General features: G+C 75.7%; 17 protein-coding genes and 1 pseudogene. 10 read left to right on the plus strand and 8 right to left on the minus strand.

Annotated features, from left to right (window positions below):
* The first annotated feature begins 545 nt into the window (after positions 1-545).
* Complete coding sequence (locus tag CPE01_RS05750; RefSeq protein ID WP_146805745.1) at positions 546-1,808, plus strand: NAD(P)-binding domain-containing protein; 1,263 nt, start codon at positions 546-548, stop codon at positions 1,806-1,808.
* 39 nt (positions 1,809-1,847) lie between these two features.
* Here the strand turns inward: CPE01_RS05750 and CPE01_RS05755 are convergent, their stop codons facing one another.
* The 4 genes from CPE01_RS05755 to CPE01_RS05770 form a co-directional block, all read right to left on the minus strand.
* Positions 1,848-3,242 carry a cellulase family glycosylhydrolase gene (locus CPE01_RS05755; protein ID WP_146805682.1) on the minus strand — a complete coding sequence of 465 codons (1,395 nt, stop codon included), beginning with the start codon at positions 3,240-3,242 and terminating at the stop codon, positions 1,848-1,850.
* Positions 3,243-3,502: 260 nt separating this feature from the next.
* A complete protein-coding gene (acs, locus tag CPE01_RS05760; protein WP_146805683.1) occupies positions 3,503-5,506 on the minus strand; it encodes an acetate--CoA ligase in 2,004 nt (667 codons plus the stop codon).
* Positions 5,507-5,635: 129 nt separating this feature from the next.
* Positions 5,636-6,433, minus strand: a complete 798-nt coding sequence (locus CPE01_RS05765) for a hypothetical protein (RefSeq protein WP_146805684.1) — start codon at positions 6,431-6,433, stop codon at positions 5,636-5,638.
* Between the two features lie 49 nt (positions 6,434-6,482).
* On the minus strand, positions 6,483-7,406 hold the full coding sequence (locus CPE01_RS05770) for a formate/nitrite transporter family protein (protein WP_146805685.1): 924 nt from the start codon (positions 7,404-7,406) through the stop codon (positions 6,483-6,485).
* Between the two features lie 91 nt (positions 7,407-7,497).
* On the opposite strand from CPE01_RS05770, the gene CPE01_RS05775 reads away from it, so the two are divergent.
* On the plus strand, positions 7,498-8,625 hold the full coding sequence (locus tag CPE01_RS05775; protein ID WP_222592872.1) for an NADH:flavin oxidoreductase/NADH oxidase: 1,128 nt from the start codon (positions 7,498-7,500) through the stop codon (positions 8,623-8,625).
* Here CPE01_RS05775 and CPE01_RS05780 read toward each other — a convergent pair.
* Together CPE01_RS05780 and CPE01_RS05785 are read right to left on the minus strand one after the other, a co-directional pair.
* Complete coding sequence (locus CPE01_RS05780; RefSeq protein ID WP_146805687.1) at positions 8,576-9,430, minus strand: hypothetical protein; 855 nt, start codon at positions 9,428-9,430, stop codon at positions 8,576-8,578. The two genes, CPE01_RS05775 and CPE01_RS05780, sit on opposite strands and share 50 nt — an antisense overlap.
* Positions 9,431-9,497: 67 nt before the next feature.
* Entirely contained in the window at positions 9,498-10,886 is a 1,389-nt protein-coding gene (locus tag CPE01_RS05785) for an NAD-dependent malic enzyme (protein WP_146805688.1), read from the minus strand.
* Between the two features lie 138 nt (positions 10,887-11,024).
* Between CPE01_RS05785 and CPE01_RS05790 the strand changes: the two genes are divergently transcribed.
* On the plus strand, positions 11,025-11,942 hold the full coding sequence (locus CPE01_RS05790; protein WP_246783764.1) for a Fic family protein: 918 nt from the start codon (positions 11,025-11,027) through the stop codon (positions 11,940-11,942).
* 640 nt (positions 11,943-12,582) lie between these two features.
* Here the strand turns inward: CPE01_RS05790 and CPE01_RS05795 are convergent.
* Complete coding sequence (locus CPE01_RS05795; protein ID WP_146805689.1) at positions 12,583-13,407, minus strand: HAD family hydrolase; 825 nt, start codon at positions 13,405-13,407, stop codon at positions 12,583-12,585.
* 426 nt (positions 13,408-13,833) lie between these two features.
* Here CPE01_RS05795 and ssd point away from each other — a divergent pair, with 426 nt between their 5' ends.
* The 7 genes and pseudogenes from ssd to CPE01_RS05830 form a co-directional block, all read left to right on the plus strand.
* The gene (gene ssd, locus CPE01_RS05800) at positions 13,834-14,727 is read left to right on the plus strand and encodes a septum site-determining protein Ssd (RefSeq protein WP_246783765.1); all 894 of its coding nucleotides are present in this window, start codon (positions 13,834-13,836) and stop codon (positions 14,725-14,727) included.
* Entirely contained in the window at positions 14,724-15,923 is a 1,200-nt protein-coding gene (locus CPE01_RS05805; RefSeq protein WP_281285103.1) for a TadA family conjugal transfer-associated ATPase, read from the plus strand. Before ssd ends, CPE01_RS05805 begins: the two co-directional genes overlap by 4 nt.
* On the plus strand, positions 15,920-16,750 hold the full coding sequence (locus CPE01_RS05810; RefSeq protein WP_186811421.1) for a type II secretion system F family protein: 831 nt from the start codon (positions 15,920-15,922) through the stop codon (positions 16,748-16,750). Before CPE01_RS05805 ends, CPE01_RS05810 begins: the two co-directional genes overlap by 4 nt.
* A gap of 1 nt (position 16,751) precedes the next feature.
* Positions 16,752-17,312: a type II secretion system F family protein gene (locus CPE01_RS05815; protein WP_146805690.1), complete on the plus strand. Its 561-nt coding sequence runs from the start codon at positions 16,752-16,754 to the stop codon at positions 17,310-17,312.
* Between the two features lie 186 nt (positions 17,313-17,498).
* Complete coding sequence (locus CPE01_RS05820; protein WP_146805691.1) at positions 17,499-17,843, plus strand: DUF4244 domain-containing protein; 345 nt, start codon at positions 17,499-17,501, stop codon at positions 17,841-17,843.
* On the plus strand, positions 17,840-18,184 hold the full coding sequence (locus CPE01_RS05825; RefSeq protein ID WP_146805692.1) for a TadE family type IV pilus minor pilin: 345 nt from the start codon (positions 17,840-17,842) through the stop codon (positions 18,182-18,184). Before CPE01_RS05820 ends, CPE01_RS05825 begins: the two co-directional genes overlap by 4 nt.
* Positions 18,181-18,522, plus strand: a pseudogene (locus CPE01_RS05830) (Rv3654c family TadE-like protein); the annotation flags it as partial. The gene CPE01_RS05825 and the pseudogene CPE01_RS05830, both read left to right, overlap by 4 nt.
* Positions 18,523-18,660: 138 nt before the next feature.
* Here CPE01_RS05830 and CPE01_RS05835 read toward each other — a convergent pair.
* The gene (locus CPE01_RS05835) at positions 18,661-21,081 is read right to left on the minus strand and encodes a DEAD/DEAH box helicase (RefSeq protein ID WP_146805693.1); all 2,421 of its coding nucleotides are present in this window, start codon (positions 21,079-21,081) and stop codon (positions 18,661-18,663) included.
* Positions 21,082-21,168: the final 87 nt, after the last annotated feature.

Below are 21,168 nucleotides of genomic sequence, written 5' to 3' on the forward strand. Positions count from 1 at the left end.
CCGCCCGCGTGGTCGGCCTGTGGCACGCCGTCGGTGTGACGTACGTTGGACCGACCATGAACCTCGACCCCGACCTCGTGCGCGCGGGCCGGGATGACCGCGACACGCTGCCCCCGGCAACCCCGCTCGCGGACGCCGCGGCCGCGACGAACCGCGCGACCTCGACGAGCGACTCCGCGCCGCACCGTCTGTCGCGGGACACCGCCGTCGCGACGAACCCTGCCGGGACGCGCCGGGTGACCCGACGGGCCCTGCGCGAGGCCGCCGCAGCGGCCGCTGCGGCAGCGACCGAGGTCGCCGTCGCACCGCGGGCCGCCGAGGAGCCCTCGCCCGAGACCGCGGGCACCGACGTGCCCGGGGCCGCCGCACCGGTCCCGACCGCGCCGGCCGTGACCGCGCCAGTCGCGACCGCGTCAGTCGTCGCTGCACCCGTCGGTGCCGCGCGGCCCGAGGCGCCGGCCGAGCCCGCACCTGCCCGCGGGCGTCGCGCCCGGCGAGCGCGTGCCACGGCGGAGCCCGCGCCGACCGGCGCGACGAACCCCGAGGTGGTCGACGTCGACGTCGTCGTGATCGGCGCCGGGCAGGCCGGATTGTCGACCGCGTTCCACCTGCACCGCGCGGGTCTCGTGCCCGTCGGCGATCGCGGCTGGCAGGACGCGGCCGCGACGTTCGTCGTGCTCGACGACGCGCCCGAGCCGGGCGGGGCGTGGCAGCACCGTCCGCCCGCGATGCGCGTCGCCGACGCGCACGGCGTGCACGACCTGCCAGGCATGCCGCTGCTCGTGCCTGACGAGACCGAGAGCGCCTCGAAGGCCGTGCCGTACTACTTCGCGCAGTACGAGGAGGCGTTCGGGCTGCACGTGCAGCGTCCCGTGACGGTCACGCGCGTCGAGGAGGACCCCGACGACGACGGCCGCGCGCGGGGCGGCCGGCGCCTGCGGGTCACGTCGCGGCTGGTCGACGACAGCGGCGTGCCGAGCGGCGAGACGGTCGTGTGGCGCGCGCGGGGGCTCGTCAACGCGACGGGAACGTGGCGCAAGCCGTTCTGGCCGACCTACCCGGGCCGCGCGGCGTTCCGCGGCCGGCAGGTGCACTCGCGCGACGTCAGCGACCCCGCCGAGCTCGCGGACGGGCACGTCGTCGTCGTGGGTGGCGGGACGTCGGCCGTGCAGCTGCTGCTCGCGCTCGCGGACGTCACGACGACGACGTGGGTGACGCGCCGCCCGCCCGCGTGGCGCGACGGCCAGCTCACCCCCGAGCTCGGGCGGGCCGCGGTCGCGCTGGTCGCCGAGCGGACCCGCGCGGGCCTGCCGCCGGGGTCGATCGTGTCCGTCACCGGCCTGCCGCTCACCGACGCCTACCGCGCGGGCATCGCGTCCGGCGTGCTGCGCGCGCGCCCGCCGTTCAGCCGGATCGTCGCCGACGGCGTCGTCTGGGACGACCCGGTGCCGCCGCCGGTCGCCGCGCCGCCGGTCGACGCAGAGCCGGTCGACGCGGAGCCGACCGACGCAGAGCCGGTCGACGCCCGCGACGGCGTGTCGCCGGTGCTCGGTGCGTGGGTCGCCGGCGACGCGCACGTCGAGGCGCACACGATCGTGTGGGCGACGGGCTACCGGCCCGCGCTCGACCACCTGGCGCCGCTGCGGCTGCGCAGCGCGCGCGGCGGGGTCGTCATGGACGGCACGCGGGTCGCGGCCGACCCTCGCCTCCATCTCGTCGGGTACGGACCGTCGGCGTCCACGATCGGCGCCAACCGGGCGGGCCGGGACGCCGTGCGCGAGCTGCTCGAGCACCTCGAGCTGCGCTGACGCACGACGCCCCGGCGGGCTCGCCCCTGCCGCGACGGCTCAGGAGCAGGTCACGGGAGGTGCGACCGTCGGTGCGGCGCCGGAGCCGATGAAGCCGTACTCCGCGGTCTGGCCCGGCGCGAGCGAGCCGTTCCACGGCGCGTTGGTCACGGTCACGGCGCTCGTCCCGCTGAACGTGCCGCTCCACCCCTGCTGGACGCTCGCGCCGGGCAGCGCGAACGTCGTGCGCCACGACGAGATCGCGGTCGTGCCCGCCGTGACGGTCACCGAGCCCTGGAACCCGCCCGGCCAGCTGCCGACCAGCCTGAACGACGCCACGCAGGTACCGGTCGGGCCGGGCGTCGGCGTGGGGGTGGGAGTCGGAGTCGGCGTGGGGGTCGCTGTGGGCGTGGGCGTGGGCGTTGCGGTGGGGGTCGGCGTCGGCTGTGCGCCGAAGACGCTCGCGGTGACAGCAGTCGCCTTGATGCCGTTCGCGCCGTCGAAGATCCGAGTGCCCCACGTGCTCTTCTGCGCGGGGTCGAAGCCGGTCACCATGTCGAGGTACTCGACGCCGCCGCCGTTGCCCGACCACGACCAGCCGTAGTAGCCGATCCCGCGCGCGACCGCCTCGGACATGATCGTGTCCTCGTCGGGGTCGCCGTCGGAGTGCATGTTGCCGAACTCGCCGATCACGAGCGGCAGACCCTTGGCCTCGAACGTGTCGAGGTACGTCCTGATCGTCGCCGCGTCCTTGTAGACGCCGTACATGTGGACGGAGAACAGGACGTTGCGGTCCGGGTCGGCCGCGGCCACCGTCTGGGCGTTGTCACGCATGATGCCCGCCCAGTCCTGACCCCACGACGGCGCGTCGACGACGATGTTGTGGTGCAGGCCCGCGTCGCGCAGGGTGCGGATCGCGGCGATCGTGTCCGCCGTCCAGCCGGCGTTCGCGGTGGCGTTGTTGCCGTACGGCTCGTTGCCGATGTTGATCTGGACGTAGTCCTCCTGGCCCTGCAGCGCCGAGGCGATGCTCACCCAGTAGTCGGCGGCCTCCTCGAGCGTCACCGCGCCGCTCTGCTCGCCGTAGCCGGTCGTGTCGTGGTTCTCGAGCATGCAGATCAGCTCGTTCGCCTTGCACAGGCTGATGACGCGCGCGACGTCGGCGGCGTCGTTCCTGGTCCACCGGTCACCGCCCGACAGGACGACGCGCAGCGCGTTGGCGCCCGCGGCCCGGATCGCGGGGATGGCCGCCGCGGTCTGCGAGGGGTACCAGGTGTGCGCGTGGCTCACCCCGCGGGCGACGAACGGCGTGCCGTCCTGCTCCGCGAGCCGGGTGCCGGAGACGTGCAGGCCGGGCGGGGTCGCCGCGTGCGCGGACGTCGCCAGGGCGCTCGCACCGAGCGCGGCGACCAGGACGGCCGCTGCGGCGCCGGCGTGCAGGGATCGAGACCTCATGGACACACTCCTCCTGCGAGCCGGGGCCGGGGCGGACGGCCCGCGTGTCTCGACGCCACGTCGTCGTGGCGTGCGGTGGACGGGACCGCCCGGATGCGGTCCCGTCGCCACTCAAGCAGCGCAGCGCTCGCGCGGGCGTTCCGCTCAACGTTTAGGCGGCAGGTCCGCAGGCGTCCGGACGCGGCGAACGCGGCCCGGGACGGGTGCACATCCCGGGCCGCGTCCGCGCGCCGCCCCGCAGGGAGGGCGGCGGGGCAGGGTCAGTCCGACTGCGGAGTCGACAGACCCTGCGCGATGAGGTCCATGACGGACGAGTCGGCGAGCGTGGTCGCATCACCGACCTGCCGGTGCTCGGCGACATCCCGCAGCAGGCGGCGCATGATCTTGCCCGAGCGGGTCTTGGGCAGCTCCTGCACGACGAGCACCTGACGCGGCTTGGCGATCGGGCCGATCTCCTTGGCGACGTGGTTGCGCAGCTCCGCCTGCACCTCGTCGGCCGGGGTCTGGCTCGCGCCTGCGTCACCCCGCAGGATCACGAACGCGACCACGGCCTGGCCGGTCGTCTCGTCGTTCGCGCCGACCACCGCCGCCTCGGCGACCCACGGGTGGGAGACCAGGGCGGACTCGATCTCCGTGGTCGACAGGCGGTGCCCGGACACGTTCATGACGTCGTCGACCCGGCCCAGCAGCCAGATGTCACCGTCGTCGTCCTTCTTGGCGCCGTCGCCCGCGAAGTACAGGTTCTGGAACCGCGACCAGTAGGTGTCCTTGTAGCGCTGCTGGTCGCCCCAGATGCCGCGCAGCATCGCCGGCCACGGCTCGGTGAGCACGAGGTAGCCGCCCGAGCCGTTCGGGACGGAGTGCGCCTCGTCGTCGACGACGTCGGCGGCGACGCCCGGCAGCGGGACCTGAGCCGAGCCCGGCTTGGTCTCCGTGACGCCCGGCAGCGGGCTGATCATGATCGCGCCGGTCTCGGTCTGCCACCACGTGTCGACGATCGGGGCCTTGTCGCCGCCGATGACGCGGCGGTACCACATCCACGCCTCGGGGTTGATGGGCTCACCGACCGAGCCGAGCACGCGCAGGCTCGACAGGTCGAACTGCGCCGGGATCTCCTCGCCCCACTTCATGCACGTGCGGATGGCGGTGGGCGCGGTGTAGAGGATCGTCACGCCGTACTTCGCGATGATCTCCCACCACCGGCCGCGGTGCGGGGTGTCCGGCGTGCCCTCGTAGATGACCTGCGTCGCGCCGTTCACGAGCGGCCCGTAGACGACGTACGTGTGGCCCGTGATCCAGCCGATGTCGGCCGTGCACCAGTAGACGTCCGTCTCGGGCTTGAGGTCGAAGACGTTGAGGTGCGTGTACGCGGCCTGCGTGAGGTAGCCGCCGGTGGTGTGGAAGATGCCCTTCGGCTTCCCGGTGGTCCCGGACGTGTAGAGGATGAACAGCGGGTGCTCGGCCTCGACGTCGACCGGCGTGTGCTGGTCGGACGCGGGGTCGACCACGTCGGACCACCACACGTCACGGCCCTCGGTCCAGCTCACCTCCTGCTGCGTGCGCTGCACGACGAGCACGTGCTGCACGGACGGCGCGCCCTTGTCGAGCGCCTCGTCGACCGCGGGCTTGAGCGCGGACGGCGCGCCGCGGCGGAACCCGCCGTCAGCGGTGACGACGACCTTCGCCTCGGCGTCGAGGATGCGGCTGTGCAGCGCCTCGGCGGAGAAACCGCCGAACACCACCGAGTGCGGCGCACCGATCCGCGCGCACGCGAGCATCGTGAACACCGCCTCCGGGATGAGCGGCAGGTAGATCGCGACCCGGTCGCCCGTGCCGACGCCGAGCGACGCGAGCGCGTTCGCCGTCTTCGAGACCTCGCGCTGCAGGTCCGCGTACGTGATCGTGCGGGTGTCGCCGGCCTCGCCCTCGAAGTGCAGCGCGACCCGGTCGCCCCGGCCCGCCTCGACGTGCCGGTCCACCGCGTTGTACGCCGCGTTGAGCGTCCCGTCCGCGAACCACCGGGCCACGGGCGCCTGCGACCAGTCGAGGGTCTGCTCGAACGGTGTGCTCCAGGAGATCAGCTCGCGCGCCTGCTCCGCCCAGAACGCGGGGCGGTCGGCGTTGGCCCACGCGTACAGGTCGGCGGTGGCGTTCGCCTGCGCGACGAACTCGGCGGACGGCGGGAAGCGGCGGTCCTCGGAGAGCAGGTTCTCCAGGCCGCCGGCGGTCGGGTCGGACACGCAGGCCTCCAGGTGCAGCGACATCGGTGCAGGCGGGGGACCTAGGTCCCCCGTGAACTCAGACTCTAGCGACCGCGCGGCCCGATGCGCCCCGCCGTGGGCGGGTATCGGTCGGTTCCGCGGGCCGGCCGCGGGCTGAGCAGGCCGGTGGCGTCAGCGGTGACGCTCGCGGAACGCGCCGAGGACCAGCCCGCGGCGGTGCGCGGCGTGCGCCGCGACGCCCGCGAGCAGCAGCAGGACCCCCGCCACGAGGAGCGTCCCGGAGGTGCCCGCGACCGTGACCTCGAGCGCCGTCGAACGCCAGCTGCTGTCGCCGACGACGCGCAGCACCTGCGTGCGCACGACGTGCGGCGTGACCAGGGCGACCACGCCCAGGACGGTGAGCACGGCGCCGCCCGTGAGCGGCGCCGCGGGCGTCCAGACCGCGAGCACCGCGACCCACCCGAGCGCGAGCAGCCCGAGGGCGACGAGCACCACGCCCGACCAGTCGACCGTGTCGTCCCAGCCGATGACTTGCACCGCGAGGATGCGCGACTGCCCGAGCAGCAGCACGGCCAGCGCGAGCGGGGCCAGCACGAGCCCGACGAGCGCGCCCAGCACGTGCGTGCCGACGGCCGTGGTGCGGGGCGCGTTCGGCTCGGGGAACAGCGCGTCGTCGCCGGTCGGGGCCGACGGTGCGGTCGCGGCAGGTGCGGGCGCAGCCGGTGCGGTCGCAGCGGGTGCGGGCGCGGCAGGCGCCGCGGGGTCGACGGCGGGCGCGACGGCGGGCACGACGCGCGTGCCGTCGAGCGGCGTCGTCGGTCCGGCGCCCTGCGGCGGTGCCGCGGCGGGTCCCGTGACCGGCGAGGGCGCGGCGGGACGCGCGCTCGTGCGTGCAGGCGGGGGAGGGACCGGCTCCGGCCGGACGACGGCGTGCCGTCCGGTGTCCGGGGGAGGTTCGGACGTGCTCATCGGGCGCCTCCCCGCAGTGCGGGCGGTGCCGGCTGCACCGCCGTCCCGCTCACCGTACGGCGGGTTCACCTCGTCCTGCGCGCGCTGCGCGGGGCGTGTCGTTCTGGTCGGTCGGCTGCGGCGCGACGGGAGCCGCGGCCTCGTCGGACGGTCCGACGCTCGGCGCGACCACGGCGGCCGGGGCCACGGCGGGCTCGCCGACCCGCGGCGTCGCACGGTAGGCGTACGCGGCGCCGACGAGCAGAGCACCGCCGACCGTGTTCCCGAGGCCGACGAAGAGCATGTTGCGTGCGAACTCGAGCACGGTCGCCTCGGGGAGCCCGCCGATCACGCCGAGCGACATCGTCGTCATGTTCGCCACGACGTGCTCGAAGCCCGAGGTGATGAAGACCATGACGCACGCGAAGATCGCCATGATCTTCGCGGCCTCGTCACGCAGCTTGGTCGCGCACCACACGCCGAGGCAGACCAGCAGGTTGCACAGGATCCCGCGCACGAACAGCTGCACGTTCGTCTCGTGCGCCTTGTGCTCGATCATGCGCGCGATCTGGTCGCCCGCGGCGGTGCCCGGCGCGGTGACGCCCGAGAGGTGGACGAGCACCGCGAACAGGAACGCGCCGACGAGGTTGCCGCCGAGGACGGCGAGCAGTGTGAGGCCCCCGCGGGCCCACGTGATGCGACGGCGCATCGCGCCCTGCGTGAGCATCATCATCGCGGACGTCGCGAGCTCACCGCCGCCGATCACCACGATCGTGAGCGCGACGCCGAACACCATGCCCTGCACGAGCGGCGCGAACGGGTTCGCGGCGGCGACGAGCGGGCCGCCCGCCTCGACCATGATGACCACGCCGATGCCGATGTACGCACCGGCCAGCATGGTGCGCACCAGGAACAGCCAGGGGGTCGACAACAGCTCGACCTTGTGGTGCGCGTTCTCGACCTGGGTCTCGACCGCTTCCTCGATGCTCAGCACCCCGCCATGCTCGCGTGGACGCTTATCCGTTTCGTGGGACGAAAGGCTGCGCGGGCGGGCCAGACGTGCTCGGGGACGTAGATTCGCGCGCGTGACGCATCTGTTCTCGCCCCTGACCCTGCGTGGCACGACGTTCACCAACCGTGCGTGGCTCGCGCCCATGTGCCAGTACTCGTCGGTCGACGGGTTCGTCGACGACTGGCACCTCGTGCACCTCGGCGCACGCGCGTCGGGCGGGTTCGGCCTGCTGCTCACCGAGGCGACCGCGGTGGTTCCCGAGGGGCGGATCTCGCCGCAGGACGCCGGGCTGTGGTCCGACGAGCACGCGGTCGAGTGGCGGCGCGTCACGGACTTCGTGCACGCGCGCGGCACCCGGATCGGCGTGCAGCTCGCGCACGCGGGGCGCAAGGCGTCGGTGTACCGGCCGTTCTCGTCGTCGTCCGGCTCGGTGCCGTCCCACGACGGCGGCTGGACGACGCGCGGCCCGTCGCCGATCGCGTTCCCCGAGCTCGCGGCGCCGGCCGCGCTGTCGGCCGACGAGGTCGCCGCGATCCCCGAGGCGTTCGCGGCCGCCGCGCGCCGCTCGCTCGACGCGGGCTTCGACGTGGTCGAGGTGCACGCCGCGCACGGCTACCTGCTGCACCAGTTCCTGTCGCCGCTGTCCAACGAGCGCACCGACGCCTACGGCGGGTCGCTCGAGAACCGGGCGCGCCTGCTCGTCGAGACCGTCGACGCGGTGCGCGCCGCCTGGCCCGACGACCGCCCGCTCCTCGTGCGCGTGTCCGCGACCGACTGGACCCCGGACGGGCTGAGCGTCGACGACGTCGCGCACGTGGTGCGCCTGCTCGTCGGGCACGGTGTGGACCTCGTCGACGTCTCGACCGGCGGCAACGCGCTCGCGGCCATCCCCGTCGAGCCCGGCTACCAGGTGCCGTTCGCCCGGCGGGTCCGTGAGGTCTCGGGGCTGCCCGTGGCGGCGGTCGGCCTGCTCGACGACCCGGCGCTCGCGGAGCAGGTGCTCGCCGACGGCTCCGCCGACGCCGTGCTCGTCGGACGCGGTGCGCTGCGCGACCCGTCGTGGCCGCTGCGCGCGGCGCACCACCTCGGCGTGCGGCTCGGCGAGCTGCCCGCCTCGCCCGAGCCGTCCGCGTCCGTGCCGCTGGAGGCCGTCACGACGACGGGCTACCAGCCCCAGTACGTGCGCGGCGCCTTCCGCTGACCACGCTCGCCCCGGCCACGCCGCCGACGACCACGACCCCGCCGATCAGCCACCACGCCCAGGCGTGCAGCCCGCCGCTCGCGTCCCGAGCCTGCTGGACCTGGAGCTCCCACGCGGCGAGCTCGGCCTCGTCGGGCGAGAACAGCGACGGACCGGTGCCGCCGCTCGAGTCGTCCAGGACCAGCGCGTACTCGGCGGCGCGCCGGGCCGCTGCCGTGACGAACTCCTCATAGCCCACGGGCGTCGGCACATCCACCAGCGCTCGCTCGTCGAGCGCCGCGACCTCGTCGGGCGTGACGCCGAACCACCCGCCCTGCCAGTGCAGGAGCCGGCTCGGCAGCTCGCGCCCGGACGGCACCAGATCGACCTGGGTCAGCCCGGTGAACGTCGCCCCGCCGCCCGATTCGACCGCGCACAGGACGGCGTCCTGCGCCACGCCGTCCGCGACGACCTGGGCGCACCACTCGCCGCTGAGCTCGGCCGTGCTCGCGTAGTCGGTGGAACCGGTGACCGTGTCGTCGCCCAGGTCGTACCCGGGCAGGCCGACGACGACATGTGGCACGACCGGCCCGAACGTCACGACGGTGTCACCGTCGACCACCGGGACGAGCCCGGCGTCGACGTGGCCGGCACCCTCGTCGGTGAACCACGCCGCCACAGCTGCGGGCACCCCGTCAGTCCGCGACGGCCGGGCCGTCGCCACCGCGATGCCGCCGACCACCGCCAGCCCCACCACGGCCCCTGCGGCCAGCCGCACGCCGACCCGACCCCTGCTCCCCCTGTTGCCCGTCATCATCGTCAGCATGCACGCGGAACGATGCGCACGGGGTGGGTTTGGTCAGGTCAGGTGTGGCCGCTCCACCCGGTGAGGGTCAGCCGTGCTCGCGGGCGGCGTGCGCCACCGCGGCCGCGACGCGCGTCGTGACCTCCGGGTTGAAGACGCTCGGGACGATGTAGGTCGGGTTGAGCTCGTCGGGGCGGACCACCGCGGCCAGGGCGCCGGCGGCCGCGAGGAGCATCGCGTCGGTGATGCGGTGGCTCTGCGCGTCGAGCAGCCCGCGGAACACGCCCGGGAACGCGAGCACGTTGTTGATCTGGTTCGCGAAGTCCGAGCGGCCCGTGCCGACGACCGCGGCGTACTGCGCGGCGTCGTCGGGATCGACCTCGGGACGCGGGTTGGCGAGCGCGAACACGATCGCGTCGTCGGCCATGCGCGAGACGTCGCGGCCCGTGATGACGTCCGGCGCCGAGACGCCGATGAACACGTCCGCCCCCACGAGCGCCTGCGGGATCGACCCGGTCACGCCGCGCGGGTTCGTCACCGACGCCGTCCACCGCAGCGCCTCGGTCAGGCCCGGCCGGTCCGGGTGGACCACACCGTCGATGTCCGCGACGACGACGTCGTGCGCACCGGCCGCGAGCAGCAGCCGCAGCACCGCCGTGCCCGCCGCGCCGGCACCCGACAGCACGATCCTCACGTCCTCGATGCGCTTGCCCACCACCTGCAGCGCGTTCGTCAGCGCCGCCACCACGACGATCGCCGTGCCGTGCTGGTCGTCGTGGAACACCGGGATGTCGAGGCGCTCGCGCAGCCGCCGCTCGACCTCGAAGCACCGCGGCGCGCTGATGTCCTCCAGGTTGATGCCCGCGAACACCGGAGCGATCGCGCACACCGTCTCGACGATCTGGTCGACGTCCGTGGTGTCCAGCGCGATCGGGAACGCGTCGATGTCCGCGAACCGCTTGAACAGCACCGCCTTGCCCTCCATGACCGGCAGCGCCGCGAGCGGCCCCACGTCGCCCAGGCCGAGCACCGCCGTGCCGTCCGTGACGACCGCGATCGTGTTGCGCTTGATCGTCAACCGCCGGGCATCCTCCGGGCGCGCCGCGATCGCCTCGCTCACGCGCGCCACACCGGGCGTGTACGCCATCGACAGGTCGTCCCGGTTGCGCAGCGGGACCTTCGAGGTGATCTCGAGCTTGCCGCCCAGGTGCATGAGGAACGTGCGGTCGCTCACCCGGTCGACGCGCACGCCGTCCAGCCCGTCGAGCGCGTCGACGATCCGCGCGGCGTGCTCCTCGCCGAGGGTCGCGCACGTGACGTCGACCTGCATCTGCTCGTGCCCGGACGCGGTCACGTCCAGTGCCGTGACGATGCCGCCCTCCTGCTCGATCGCGGTGGTCAGCTCGCTCACCGCGGTCGGGCGGGCCGCGACGTGCAGGCGGACGGTGATGGACGACGACACGCTCGGCCCGGCCATGCCGCCAGTGTGCCGCCCCGGTTCCGCGAGCGCTCGGCGCACGGCGTCGCGGTGTGCTGGGGCGTCGTCGCCTCGTGGGCGTCGTGGCGCGCTCTGCTGCGGCGTCCGCGTACCCGCGCGCGCGGGTACCGTCGCCGGGTGACGCAGGACGCGCTGACCGGGTGGGTCGAGGTGACGGCCGACGCCGTCGAGCGGGCGCGCGCGGCGTGCGACGAGCTGCGCTGGCACGAGGCGTACCGCAGGCGCTGGCGCGAGGTCCGAGCCGAGGCCGGGCTGCGCGCCGCGCACGCGAGCGCAGCGCTGGAGGGGGCGCGCCTCCCGCTCGACCTCGTGCGGTCGCTGGCGACCGGGACGACGAGCTGGCCCGCGGCCGGTGCTGCCCCACGTCCGGCCGACGACGGTGCTGGGCCGACCGTTGCGCGAGGCGGGTCCGCGGCCGGCGTGCCGGCGGTCGATGCGGAGGCGGTGCTGGTCGGGGCGCTGCGGGGGGCCTCGCTCGTCGAGTCGCTCGTGCCCGACCTCGGGTCGCAGCAGCGTGCGGCGCTGCCCCCGCTGCCGCAGCTCCTCGCCCGCGCGCACACCGTCGTCGGTGCGGGGTGGCTCCCCGTCGACGCGCTCGGGCGGCTGCGCACCGACGAGCCCGCGCTCGACCAGCGGGGGCTCGGCCCCGCACCCACGGGCCGCGAGGTCGCCGCACGCATCGACCTGCTCGCCCGCACCGTCGCCACGACGAACGCGCCCGCGCTCGTCGTCGCCGCGCTCGTGCACGCTGAGGTGCTGGCCGTGCGGCCGTTCGTCGCGGGCAACGGGCTCGTCGCGCGGCTCGTCGCCCGCGTGCTCGCGACCTCCGGCGGGCTCGACCCGACCGGTTCGGTGCTCCCCGAGCTCACGTGGGCCGACGCTCCACAGCCCTACGTCGCGGGGGTCGCGGGCTACTCGACCGGTGAGCCGGAACGGGTCGCGGCGTGGTTCACGTCGTACGCGTCGGCGGTCGTCGCCGGCGCGGCGGCCGCCCGCACGGTCGCCGACGCGGTGCTCGCCGGCTCCCTCTCCTGACCACCCCAGCACGGCCCCGCTGACCGGGGCGCGCGCCGCGCCGACCGCTGGCCGCCCGCCGCGCGGACCCCCTGCGAGGTCGTCAGATCCACTCGTGGTCGTGACATGACGTTGACGACTTCGCCCCGTGCCGACGACTTCACCCTGGTGCTCACGACTCCCGGGCGCGGTGCACCGCGCCGGCACCCGCGGGTCGTCGGGTCGGCACGCACTCGCCGGTCGTCAGGAACACGCGAGGTCGTGAGTTGACGATGACGACTTCACTTGGCGTTGACGACTTCGCCTGGTGCTGACGACTTGGCGGCGGCTGATGCGTTGGGGCGCACGAACGACGGCGCCCCGTGGGACGCCGTCGTCGTCTGCCGCCGGAGGGTGATCAAGCGTGCATCTTCTTGGTCGCAACGGGACCAGCCCGGTCGACCCGCCCGAAGGTGGGCTACACCTGCGCGTGGGTGCCCTCCGGCTCTGCAGTTGTAGATCCGTTGATACCCCCATCCGACGGGTTCGGAAAGGGCTGCGCGCGTCGTCGCAGGTCGCATACCGGGCGCGATCACAAGGTGGGACGCATGTCCGCAGTCCGGACGTGCGTCGAGGCCGCGGACGGATGCGTCGGCGAGACCGCTGGTGAGACGGCCGGACGTCAGCTCGCGCGCGCTCGACGACGGTGCCACACCCACCACGCGACGCCCCCGGCGACCATCGCGGCGACGACCAGCGCGCTTGCGACCCGCGCCTCGCGGTCGAAGTCGAACAGCGGCACCGGGCGTCGGAACGCGAGCACGCCCCACCCGTTCTCGACGGCCAGCCGGCGCAGCGCCCGGTCCGGGTTCACCGCGAACCCGTGGCCCACGACCCCGAGCATGGGCGCGTCGGTGATCGAGTCCGAGTACGCGTAGCTCGCCTCGAGGTCGTAACCGCGCTCGGCCGCGAGCTCGCGGATCGCCTGGGCCTTGTTCTCGCCGTACGCGTAGAAGTCGATGTCGCCCGTGTACCTGCCGTCGAGCACCTGCATGCGCGTCGCGACCACGTGGTCGGCACCCAGGATCGCGGCGATCGGCTCGACGATCTCGCTGCCCGACGCCGAGACGATCACCACGTCGCGGCCCGCCTCGTGGTGCTCCGCGATCAGCGCGACGGCCTCGGCGTAGACGGTCGGGTCGATCGCCTCGTGCAGCGTCTCGGCGACGATCTGCGACACCTGCGACACGGGCCACCCCGTCACCGTGCGCGAGAGGTTCGCGCGCAGCCGCTCGGTCTGTGCGGCATCGGCGCCGCCGACGAGGTACAGGAACTGCGCGACCGCGGTGCGCAGCACGTTGCGACGCGTGAGCAGGCCCTCGGCGAGGAAGCCGCGCGAGAACGCCGTGGCCGACGACGTCGCGATGATCGTCTTGTCGAGGTCGAAGAACGCCGCTGCGCGCGCGGGCGGGTGCGCGGGGCTGCTCGAGGCGTGCTCGTCGGCCATCCGTGCGCTCCTTCCCTGGTCGGGCGTGCCCGGTCGCGGTGAGGCGTGGCGTGCCTGGCGAGGCACCCCGCGAGCGTAGCGACCTCCTGTGACACCGCACACAGGTCACCGCGCTGTGCGCCGGTCTCGTGCCGCCGCCTGCTCGCGCTTGCGCGGGACGCGACCCGACCCCAGCCCTGGGCCCCAACCCCCGTATCCCCAGACCGCCGTCCGCCGCGCTCGTCGGGCCCGCTGCTCCGGCACGGTCGGTGGGCCGGCCGGGTGCCCGCGCCCGGGTCCTGTGCAGGTCGGCGTGGCGGTCCGCGGTCGGGCTGACGGGTCCGCCCGGGCACCGGGAGCGGCCGGTCAGCCGGGGCATCGAGAGAGCCGAGCGGCCCCACCACGGGGCGACGAGCGGGCGGGTGGGACGACGAGAGGAGGCGGCGCGTGAGGGCATCGGGCGAGCTCGAGGACTGGCAGGCCGAACGGCAGACCGGGGAGTGGCAGGCGAGCGACCGCTGGCCGCTGGCGGGGCCAGCGGTGGCGTCCCCGACCGCGTCCGCTCGGCCGGGTGCTCGCGTGATCGGTGTCGTGGGTGGCCGGGGCGGAGCGGGGGCGTCGACGTTCGCGGCCGCGCTCGCAGCACGGTTCGCCCGGCGCACGGCGACGGCCCTCGTCGACCTCGACCGGTGCGGAGCGGGCATCGACGTGCTGCTCGCGCTCGAGGACTCGGACGGCGTGCGCTGGCCCGACCTGACGTCGGCGCGCGGCGACGTCGACGGCGCACAGGTGCTCGCGCTGCTGCCACGCTGGGGCCCGTGCGCGGTGCTCAGCGCCGACCGGCGGCGTCCGACGTTCCCGGAGCCCGGTGTCGTCGCCGACGTGCTGCATGCGCTCGCCTGCGCGTGCGGGGTCGTCGTCGTGGACCTCGAGCGCGCCGGTGTCGTGACGGGGGAGTCCGTCGCCGCGGCGTGCGACGCGATCGTCGTGCTCGCGCCGCGGGACCTGCGCACCGTCGCCGGGGTGCTCGCGATGCGCGACCGGCTCGTCGGGCACGGCGCGCTCGTGGGGCTCGTCGCGTGCGGGCCTTCGCCCGGCGGGCTGAGCGCCGACGAGCTCTCGCACGCGGTCGACCTGCCGGTCCTCGCGCGGATGGGCGTCGACCGGCGCACAGCGGCGGCGACCGAGCGGGGTGGCGTGCCGCTGACCGGAGCGGTCGCCCGGGCCGCCGCGCGCGTGGCGCGAGCCGTCGGCACCGACCCGCCCGCGGGATCAGGCCTGGCGCACGGTGGGGCCGTGGCGGCGGGTGGCGTGCCTGCGCTGCGGCAGGGCGCGTGGTGAGCGTCGTCGCCACGGCTCCCGTCGAGCCGGTGCTCGTCGCGGCGGACTTCGTCGATGCCGTCCGTGAGCGCGTGCAGCAGCTGCCTGCGGGGGAGCGCGCGCTCGGGACAGCGGTCGAGCTCGTCGCGCGCGAACGCGGCGCGGTGCTCGGCTCGGCGGTGCTGCCGGCCACGGTGCAGGCCGTGCGAGCGGCGATCTTCGGGGCCGGTCCGCTGCAGCCGTTCCTCGACGACCCTCGCGTCAGCGACGTGCTCGTCAACGGTCCGCGCGACGTGTGGGTCGAGCTCGACGGGCGGCTGATCCGCACGGACGTGGACCTCGGTTCCGAGCAGGACGTGCGCGCGCTCGCGGTGCGTCTGGCGGCTGCGGGCGGGCAGCGCCTCGACGACGGTGCTCCGACGGTCGACGCGCGCCTGCCCGACGGCACGCGCCTGCACGCGGTGCTGCCGCCCGTCGCCGGTGGGAGCGCGCTGCTGAGCCTGCGCGTCGTGCGCTCGCGCGCGCTGTCGATGGACGAGCTGGTCCGGGTCGGGACGGTTCCGCGTGAGCTCGCCGGTGTCGTGCGCGCGCTCGTCGACGCCCGCGCGAACCTGCTGGTCTCGGGCGCCACCGGCGCGGGCAAGACCACTCTGCTGGCGGCGCTGCTCTCGTGGGCACGGCACGACGAGCGCATCGTCGTCATCGAGGAGGCCGGAGAGCTCGCGCCCGACCACCCGCACGTCGTGCGGCTCCTGGCCCGCCGCGCGAACGTCGAGGGCGTCGGCCGGGTCGACCTGGCCGAGCTCGTGCGGCAGGCGCTACGGATGCGACCGGACCGGATCGTGCTCGGCGAGTGCCGGGGCGCCGAGGTCCGCGAGGTCATGGCCGCGCTGAACACCGGGCACGACGGCGGGTGCGCGACCGTGCACGCCAACACGGCGGCCGACGTCCCCGCCCGGCTCGAGGCGCTCGCCGCTCTCGCGGGCCTGAGCCGCGACGCGACCGCCGCGCAGGCGTCCGCCGCGTTCGACGCGGTGCTGCACCTGCGGCGGTCGGGTCCAGGCCGGACGCGCCGGATGCTCGCCGAGATCGCGGTCGTGCAGCGTGGGCGCGACGGTCTGGAGGCCGTGACGGCGGTCGCGGTCGGACCGTCCGGCGCGGTCGCACGCGGACCCGGGTGGGCACGGCTCGCGGCACGTCTGGAGCCCGCGACGTGAGCGCCGCCGTGGGCGTCGCCGTCGCCCTCGCGGTGCTCGCGGTCGGCGGTCCGCCCGGCCGGCCCCCGGTCCGCTCCGCGGCTGCGCCGCACCTCGACGAGGACGCTCCGTCGACGCACCCGGGCAGGGGCCTCGACGGGCTGCTGGTGGCGGTCGCCGCGCAGCTGCGGTCCGGACGCGCGCCGCACGACGCGTGGCAGACCGCGCTCGGCGTCCCGCTCGACGGTGATGTGCCGGCCGTCGAGGCGCTCGTCGCGGCCTGCGGTCCGGACGGTGGCCAGTCGCGCGGGCGCAGGAGCGACGGCCGACGAGGAGCGGCGCGCAGAGGGCCCGGCCCCCGACAGCCAGGACGGTCGCGCGGCACCGGAGCGCGCGCACGCCGGGGCGGGGTCGCCGCGCGCGAGCGGCAGCGGCTCGTCGAGCGGGCGACCGCCGTGGTCGTGGCGGCGCGGACCGCGCACGAGCTCGGGGCGCCGCTCGTCGGGGTGCTCGAACGCGTCACCGAGTCCCTCGCCGCGGACGCCGCGGAGCGGGACGACCTCGAAGCGGCGCTGGCCGGGCCCCGGGCGACCGCGCGCGTGCTCGGATGGTTGCCGCTGCTCGGCGTCGCCCTCGGCACGTTGCTCGGCGCCGACCCGGTCGGCGTCCTGCTCGGCGGCGGACTCGGCACGACCGCGGGCCTGCTCGGCGTGCTCCTGCTCGTCGTCGGACGGCGTTGGACGGCGCACCTGCTCGCGAGCGCCGCCCGGGGGGCGAGCGCGCCACCGCGAGGGCGCAGGTGGTCGCGACGCCCGGTGCCCGGCCGCGTCCGGCTGACGCGGTCCTGACGTGGAGCTCGCGCTCGTCCTGTCCCTCGTCCTCGCGGTCGGGCCGTGGACCGTCCGGCCCGTGCTCGGCGGTGGAGGTGCCCGCTCGTCGTCGCGGCGCGCTCGCCGTGCGCTGCGGCCGACCGAGATCGACGGCGTGCTGCTGCTCGACCTGCTCGACGCCGCGGTCGCGTCGGGGGCCGCACTGCCCCGCGCGCTGCACGCGGTCGGCCGTGCGGCGGGCGGGGAAGCGGGGCGCGCGCTCGACGCGGCGGGGACCGCGCTCGTGCTCGGCGCGTCGTGGTCCGCGGCGTGGGCCGACGCACCGGACGGGGCGCTCGACGTGCGGGACTGTCTCGCGGACGCGTGGCAGACCGGAGCGGCACCGGGACCCGCGCTGCGCTCGCGGTCGGCTGCGATCCGGCGGGAGCGGCGGCGTCGGGCGCGGTCCGCCGGGGCCGCGCTCGGAGTGCATCTCGTCCTGCCGCTGGGCCTGTGCTTCCTGCCTGCGTTCGCGCTGCTCGGGCTGGCCCCGCTCGTGCTCGGCCTCGGCTCCGGACTGCTCGACGGGGTGCTGCCGTGAGGTCGGCACGTCGCCGAACCGTCCCCAGGTCACGTCGGCACGGGTCTCGCCCCCAGATCGCGACCGGGCCGCCCCGTGGCCCGGACGAGCTCGCGACGCTGGCCCGGCCCGGCACCGGTCGGGCGGGCACGGGTCGCGTGCCCTCACATCAGGGCCGACCTCGGGTCGGCGGACAGGAGGTGCCGGATGCGCGGCACAGCACTGCAGGCGCGCCCCGCGGACGAGGCGGGGTGCGCGCGGGAGGACGCGGGGCTCGCACGGGAGGTGGTAGCGACGGACGCGGAGCACGCCGAGTCGGCGTCGGCACGCTACCGGCGGTGGCGTACGCGGCGGCCGTCGAGCGGGTGGGTGCCGGCGCGGGTCGCCCGTCGCGTCACGCGGGGCGCGCACGACGCCGGCATGGCCACCGCCGAGTACGCGATCGCGACGCTCGCCGCGGTGGGCTTCGCCGGGCTGCTCGTCGTGATCCTCAAGGGCAACGAGGTCAAGGGTCTGCTCGGCGGGATCATCAAGCAGGCGTTGTCCCTGTGAGGCGCGGGCAGGCCGACCGCGGGTCGGTGACGGCGGAGCTCGCGGTCGGCCTGCCCGCGGTCGTCCTGCTCCTGCTCGTCGTGCTCGGTGCGGGCGCGGCGGGCGTGGTGCAGCAGCGCTGCGCCGAGGCGGCCCGTACGGGTGCGCGCCTCGCGGCGCTCGGTGAGGACGACGGTGCCGTGGTCGACGCCTCGCGTCGTGTGGCGGGTGACGCCGCGAGCGTCACGGTCACGCACGACGAGGGCTGGGTGACGGTCGTCGTCGCAGGCTCGCTCCCGGTCGCCGGGATCGGCCAGGCGGTCACCGTGAGCGGCCGCGCGACCGCGTGGGTCGAGCCGTGACGCCGACGCGGCGCCTCGACCTGCACGACGACCGCGGGGCCGGGACGGCGCTGCTCCTCGCGGTCGTGCTCGTCGCGCTGCTGACCGCCGCCGGGCTGGCGACGGTCGCGGCGGCCCATGCGGCGCGCGGACGAGCCCAGGCTGCGGCCGACCTGTCGGCGCTCGCCGCCGCGACGCACGTGCAGCGCGGGTACGACGACGCGGCGGCGTGCGCGCTCGCCGGCCGCGTCGCGGACCGCAACGGCGCGCGGCTGCTCGCGTGCGTCGTGAGCGGCGGGTCGGTCGTCGAGGTGTCGGTCGGCGCTCCGGCACCCGGCGCCACGGCGCGGGCACACGCACGGGCCGGTCCGCGGCCTGCGGGCTCGCAGCGCCCCGCCGCGAGCGCGGAGGCGAGCGTTCCACGCGTCCCACCCGGACGAGCGGTTGCCGGGACCCTCGGGTCCGAGCGCGGCGACCGTGACGTGGGCGACCGACGCTCAGGTGGCCGCGTGCCGCAGGACCGTGTCGAGGAGGCGGAGGGCGGCCGCCTTGTCGAGCGGGTGGTTGGCGTTGCCGCACTTGGGCGACTGCACGCACGCGGGACAGCCGGTCGCACAGCGGCACCCCGCGATCGCGTCGCGGGTCGCGGTGAGCCACGTCGCGCCCAGGTGGAACCCGCGTTCGGCGAAGCCCGCGCCGCCCGGGTGGGCGTCGTGCACGAAGACGGTGGCCTCGCCGGTGTCCGGGTGCAGCGCGGTGGACAGCCCGCCGAGGTCCCAGCGGTCGCACGTCGCGAGCAGGGGCAGCAGCCCGATGGAGGCGTGCTCGGCGGCGTGCAGCGCGCCCGGCAGCGCCTCGAGCGTCACGCCCGCCTCGTCGAGCACGGAGGCGGGGACGGTCCACCACACCGACGACGTGCGCAGCGTGCGCGGCGGCAGGTCGAGGTCCTCGTAGCCGAGCACGCGCAGGTCGGGCAGGTGCTTGCGGTGGAAGCCGAGCACCTGCGACGTCACGTCGACGGTGCCGAGGTACCACGCGACGGGACCCCAGGACCGCTCGTCGTGCACGTCGACGATCGCCGTGGTCGTCAGCCACTTGGCCCACGTCCCGAAGTCCACGTCGCGGCGCGTGGCGAGCGCGACGTCGTCGGCCTGGTGGAGCTCGTCGACGACGAACGTCGCGCCCTGGTGCACGTAGACCGCTCCGGGGTGCAGGGTCGCGTCGGCGGCTGCGGCGTCGACCGTGCCGAGCACGCGGCCGGTGTCGGTCTCGACCACGCGCACGGGGTTGCCGCCCGCGCCGCGCAGGTCCGTCAGTCGAGAGGCGGGTTCGGTGTGCGTCCAGTACCAGCCCGACGAGCGTCGGCGCAGCACCCCGTGCTCCACGAGGTCGTCGAGCACGGCCAGCGCGCGGTCGCCGAACAGGGGCAGCTCCTCGGCGCGCACGGGCCGCTCGGCGGCTGCCGCGCACAGGTGCGGGGCCAGCACGTACGGGTTGGTCGGGTCGAAAGCGGTGGCCTCGACCGCGGTGTCGAGCACCGCCTCGGGGTGGTGCACGAGGTAGGTGTCGAGCGGGTCCTCGCGCGCGACCAGAGCGACGAGCCCGTCGGCTCCCGCGCGCCCGGCACGGCCCGCCTGCTGCCAGAACGACACGCGCGTGCCCGGCCAGCCCGCGATGAGCACCGCGTCGAGACCCGAGATGTCGACGCCGAGCTCGAGCGCGTTCGTGGTGGCCAGCGCGCGCAACGAGCCGGACCGGATCGCCTGCTCGAGCGCTCGCCGTTCCTCCGGCAGGTACCCGCCGCGGTACGCCTGGACCGCCCCGCGCAGCGACGGGTCCACGTGCCCGACGTGCTCGCGCGTCGCGGTCGCGACCGACTCCGCGGCCCGGCGCGACCGCGTGAAGGCGAGCGTGCGACCGCCGTGCGCGACGAGGTCCGCCAGCAAGTCCGCGACCTCGGCGGTCGCGGTGCGACGAGGCCGGGTCTCGGGCTCGCCCGGGGTGGCCCACGGGTCCTCGTCGGGCAGGAGCGAGGCCCACGGGGTGCTCGCGTCGGGGCCGTACCCGGGCAGCTCGGGCGGCTCCCACAGCACGACGGTCTTGCGGCCCGCGGGGGAGGTGTCGTCGCTGACGGCCTCGACCTCGTCCGGGTCCACGCCCAGCAGCCGCGCCGCGCTGGCTGCCGGGTCGGCGGTGGTCGCGGAGGCCAGGACGAACGTCGGCGAGGCGCCGTACGCCGCGGCGAGGCGGCGCAGCCGGCGCAGGACCAGCGCGACGTGCGCGCCGAACACCCCGCGGAACGCATGGCACTCGTCGAGCACGACGTACCGCAGCGACGCGAGCAGACGCGACCAGCGCTCGTGCTGCGGCAGGAAGGAGAAGTGCAGGAAGTCGGGGTTGGTCAGGACCACGTCGGCGTGGTCCCGCACCCAGCGGCGCTCGTCGGTCGAGGTGTCGCCGTCGCACGTGGCCACCCGGACGTCGCGCACCTGGGCTGCGGTCAGGAGGCGCTCGAGCGCGGAGAGCTGGTCGGCCGCGAGCGCCTTGGTCGGGCACAGGTACAGGACGCTCGCGCGGCGGCGGGCGGACTCGATCCGCCCCGGGTCGAGCGACGCCTCGGCGGCCCGGCCCCGCACGGCGGACAGCGCGGGCAGCCAGTACGCGAGGGACTTGCCCGAGCCGGTCGAGGTCGCCAGCACGGTGTGCCGCCCGGACCAGGCGGCCTGCGCGGCCTGCACCTGGTGGCGCCACGGCGACTCGACGCCCAGCGCGCGGTACCCGCGCACGAGGTCGGTGTCGGCCCACGTCGGCCACGGCTCGCGCACGCCCTCGCGGGCGGGCAGGTGGCGCACGTGGGTCGCGCGCTCGGCTCGTCGTCCACCGGCGAGCAGCACGTCGAGCAGCTCGTCGGACTCCACACGACCATGCTCGCACCCGCACGAGGGTGCTCCGGCCGCAGCCACCGGGTGACCGTCGCGCGTCGCGGCGACCGTCGTCCGGCGGTG

It is taken from the genome of Cellulomonas persica, assembly GCF_007989825.1.
Lineage (GTDB): Bacteria > Actinomycetota > Actinomycetes > Actinomycetales > Cellulomonadaceae > Cellulomonas > Cellulomonas persica.

What these genes read in the sequence shown, in the direction of transcription:
- CPE01_RS05820 (WP_146805691.1), top strand. Translation starts at nt 17,499, where the DNA reads ATGCGCGGCACAGCACTGCAGGCGCGCCCCGCGGACGAGGCGGGGTGC.
- CPE01_RS05785 (WP_146805688.1), bottom strand. Translation starts at nt 10,886, where the DNA reads ATGGCCGGGCCGAGCGTGTCGTCGTCCATCACCGTCCGCCTGCACGTC.
- CPE01_RS05780 (WP_146805687.1), bottom strand. Translation starts at nt 9,430, where the DNA reads ATGCTGACGATGATGACGGGCAACAGGGGGAGCAGGGGTCGGGTCGGC.
- acs (WP_146805683.1), bottom strand. Translation starts at nt 5,506, where the DNA reads ATGTCGCTGCACCTGGAGGCCTGCGTGTCCGACCCGACCGCCGGCGGC.
- CPE01_RS05755 (WP_146805682.1), bottom strand. Translation starts at nt 3,242, where the DNA reads ATGAGGTCTCGATCCCTGCACGCCGGCGCCGCAGCGGCCGTCCTGGTC.
- CPE01_RS05795 (WP_146805689.1), bottom strand. Translation starts at nt 13,407, where the DNA reads ATGGCCGACGAGCACGCCTCGAGCAGCCCCGCGCACCCGCCCGCGCGC.
- CPE01_RS05765 (WP_146805684.1), bottom strand. Translation starts at nt 6,433, where the DNA reads ATGAGCACGTCCGAACCTCCCCCGGACACCGGACGGCACGCCGTCGTC.